Here is a 2,969-nt window from a genome sequence, read left to right as displayed (position 1 = left end):
GGAATGAAGCAGGAAAAAACAATTAAGAGACTTTTTTATATGTGTTGTACTTTGTTGTCACAAATTTGAAAAAAAAAAAAACGATTTATCCAAAATATTAATGGATTTTTTTGAGAATTAATTTTGGGTTAACATTCACTTCGGCTAAGCTCAGTGACCAACTTCGACTCCGCTCAGTGACCAACACTTCATTGGACTAGCGAGTAACACTTTATAATTAAATGAAATGAATTAGTTCAAAAGGCGGCTTCTTTTTCTTTAATCGTCAATTCATACTCCACACTTTCATCGTCATTCAGGATGAAAATATATCCATGGTGGCGAAAATCTTCGTGGTCGCTGCAATCGATCGGCCAGCCGGGATAGGCTTGTCCAGCGGCGTTTAGTACGTTAAAAAACTTGATGTTGTAGTCTTCGGAATCGGATTTCTTGACCCCGCCGATGACCTGGGTACCGTCTCTGAATTTGGCGTAGGCGGCAACGATGATTTCACCCGCATAAATCTTATACGGAAATTTGGCCTCCCCATACATGATGGTAGACCAATATTCCTTTGCCCCAGCCGGGAGCAACATGGTGGCTTTGTAAGTTTTCTTTCTCATTGGAATTGGTGTGTGCTACAAAGTTGCGACAAGTCTTTGAACACACGCCTTTCCAATTGCCCTTTCTATTGGTTTTTTCCCTTACTCTTCCCCACCCAGCCCAAATGTGTATGGTCAAAACTGTCGAAATACTTCAGGCCGTAGCCCGCCACCCGATCAAAACAGCTGTGTGCCATGAAAATCAAGCCTATTTTGATGACCAAATCGTTTTGGAAAAAATAACCAGCCAGTATCAGCAAGGCCATCACTCCCTTGTGGTGAAAGACATTGTAGCCGATGGCGCCCATTTTGGGGGTGATTAAAAACAAGGCAAATGAGACATCGGGCACAAAAAACAAGCCCAGGTACAAGCCCCAACTTCCTTGAAAGTACAGGAAATAAGTGGCAGAAAAAAGGATCAAGAGGCCCAGCTCTTCGAGTTTCAATGTGGTTTTCATTTGGATTGGTTTGATTGTTCACATTCTTTTTTCAACAAATCCAGCCAGTGCTGCATGTCACGCTCCAAATTTTTGTTGAACGATTTTTTCAAAAGGCTGGCCAAAAAGCCTTCCATGCTTTCATCAACAGTAACCTGAATTTGTCCATTTTTTTCTATCAATGTCCAGTTGTGGATCGCAAACATCCCCATTGTTTTTCCAGTCCATCCAAAATGGCTAAACGGTTCAACGGTGTGGAGTGTCGAATGAATGCGAACGCCTCCCGTTTTCCAGTCAAAGGTGGAGTTGGGTGCTAGCTTGCCGTTAAGTTTCGGTTTGCTGATATCGGATTGCCAGTCTGCCCAATGATCAATATTGGTCATTACCGCCCATACTTTGTCTGGACGAGCGTTGATTAAAATGCTTTTGCTGCATTTTACTGGTGCATTTTGGTTGATGGTTTTCATGCCTGTTTCGTTTTGTACAGCTGTGCAAGCACTCAGGGTCAAGCCAACTGCTATTGCTAAAATTGATTTTGAATACATGGTTATCGTTGTTTTGGTTAACGATACAAAGTTGCGGGCAAAAGCAGTGGGCGCTCTTGACATATATCAAGAAGTTTGAAAAGGGAAAGATTTTTTCAAGATTGGAAATTCAGGACACTATCAGAACAACTCAGCCTGTACCCCACTGCGCTCCAATTCGGGCAAATCCGTAGCGTTGTTCTTGGGAGGAACGGTGGGTAGAATCCGTTTGATCAGCCGCAGCCTTTTGCTGTAGGCTTGACGGGCATCATCGTAAATGCCGTAATGGTCAATTTTGTCGATGCGAACTCCACCGAAAGAGTGGATAATTTTGGAATCGGGCATCAAAATGCCGACGTGGCTGATGCGACTCTGGTTGTTTTCAAAAAAAGCCAGATCGCCCGCTTGAGCGTTCTCGATGAAATCAATGGTGTCTCCAATTTCGATTTGCGCAGCCGCTTCGCGGGGTACTTTGAAACCGGCCATTTGGAACACCATTTGCACCAATCCGGGGCTGTCCATCCCAAAAGGCGAACGGCCTCCCCATAAAAAAGGCGTATTCAGGTAGCGTTTGGCCAATTTGAGGATAAAATCAGCGGTAGGTTGGAAATCTCCGGGGGCAACCGCCTGGCCGCTAAACGTATAAAAAACCTCCCCCAAACGGAAGCGGATGCCATCGTATTCTGGCAAACGTGCACCCATGGTAATCGGAATGAAATGATCAGCCCCCATCACTGGTTGCACCAATTCGAGGCTATACGCAAAATGGGCATTGAAACTTTCAAATTCAGAAGGGGTAATCGGTTTGAGTTGATTGGTTTCGACCCAACCGATGAAATTGTCGCTGGTGGCGCGTATTTTGCACCAGAGTTTGCCTTTTTCCTCCAATACTTCCACGGTTTCGCCAAAGAGCAATTGCGAGGACATCTCGCTGCGCTGGGAGGGTGTATGCCGCACAGGCACCACGCTCAATGGGCAAATGGCCAAGTGGATGTGTCGTTTGCTTTCCAAGGCAAAAATGTTGGGTGGTTGTAGGGTTGCATCTCTACAACCACATGAATTTCAAAAATAATAAAAAGTTCTTAATACCGTTGTGATTGTGAGTTGTAAAACTTTTCTATCTGCCATAAATAGGAATAAACTCCGTCAAATCGGTACTTTTGCATCCAATTCAAAGAAAATCCTATGCGAAAACACTACGGTATTACCGTCTTGGCACTTTTGTTGACCTTGCTGAAAATGCAAGGACAAGACACTCACTTTTCCCAGTTTTATGCTTCTCCTCTGTACCTCAATCCGGCACTTTCGGGCGCTTTTGATGGCAAATACCGGATTTCGACCATTTACCGCGATCAAGGAAGAAACCTGCTGGACAAGCCTTATACTACTTTTTCCGCTGCTGCGGATTTTCGATTGGATGTAGGCAA

The 2,969-nt window shown here is 44.4% G+C and carries 5 protein-coding genes; 1 reads left to right on the top strand and 4 read right to left on the bottom strand.

Annotation, left to right across the window (positions count from 1 at the left end; translation table 11 throughout):
- Nucleotides 1-236 precede the first annotated feature (236 nt).
- The 4 genes from ABW391_RS15080 to ABW391_RS15065 all read right to left on the bottom strand — a co-directional run bounded on the left by ABW391_RS15080 (nucleotide 237) and on the right by ABW391_RS15065 (nucleotide 2,553).
- Nucleotides 237-602, bottom strand: coding sequence for a hypothetical protein (locus tag ABW391_RS15080; protein WP_353482719.1), 366 nt, complete (start codon nucleotides 600-602; stop codon nucleotides 237-239).
- Between the two features lie 65 nt (nucleotides 603-667).
- Nucleotides 668-1,039, bottom strand: coding sequence for a DUF4260 domain-containing protein (locus tag ABW391_RS15075; RefSeq protein WP_353482718.1), 372 nt, complete (start codon nucleotides 1,037-1,039; stop codon nucleotides 668-670).
- Nucleotides 1,036-1,485, bottom strand: a complete 450-nt coding sequence (locus tag ABW391_RS15070; RefSeq protein ID WP_353482717.1) for an SRPBCC family protein — start codon at nucleotides 1,483-1,485, stop codon at nucleotides 1,036-1,038. Before ABW391_RS15070 ends, ABW391_RS15075 begins: the two co-directional genes overlap by 4 nt.
- Before the next feature lie 198 nt (nucleotides 1,486-1,683).
- Nucleotides 1,684-2,553: a C40 family peptidase gene (locus ABW391_RS15065; RefSeq protein ID WP_353482716.1), complete on the bottom strand. Its 870-nt coding sequence runs from the start codon at nucleotides 2,551-2,553 to the stop codon at nucleotides 1,684-1,686.
- A 174-nt stretch (nucleotides 2,554-2,727) separates the two neighbouring features.
- Here ABW391_RS15065 and ABW391_RS15060 point away from each other — a divergent pair.
- A partial coding sequence (locus ABW391_RS15060) for a type IX secretion system membrane protein PorP/SprF (protein ID WP_353482715.1) occupies nucleotides 2,728-2,969 on the top strand: 242 nt, incomplete at its 3' end.

Source organism: Haliscomenobacter sp. (assembly GCF_040403615.1).
In the GTDB taxonomy this organism is placed as follows: Bacteria; Bacteroidota; Bacteroidia; order Chitinophagales; family Saprospiraceae; genus Haliscomenobacter.
The sequence above is the reverse complement of the archived record's forward strand: the minus strand, read 5'-3'. Positions and strand labels throughout refer to the sequence as shown.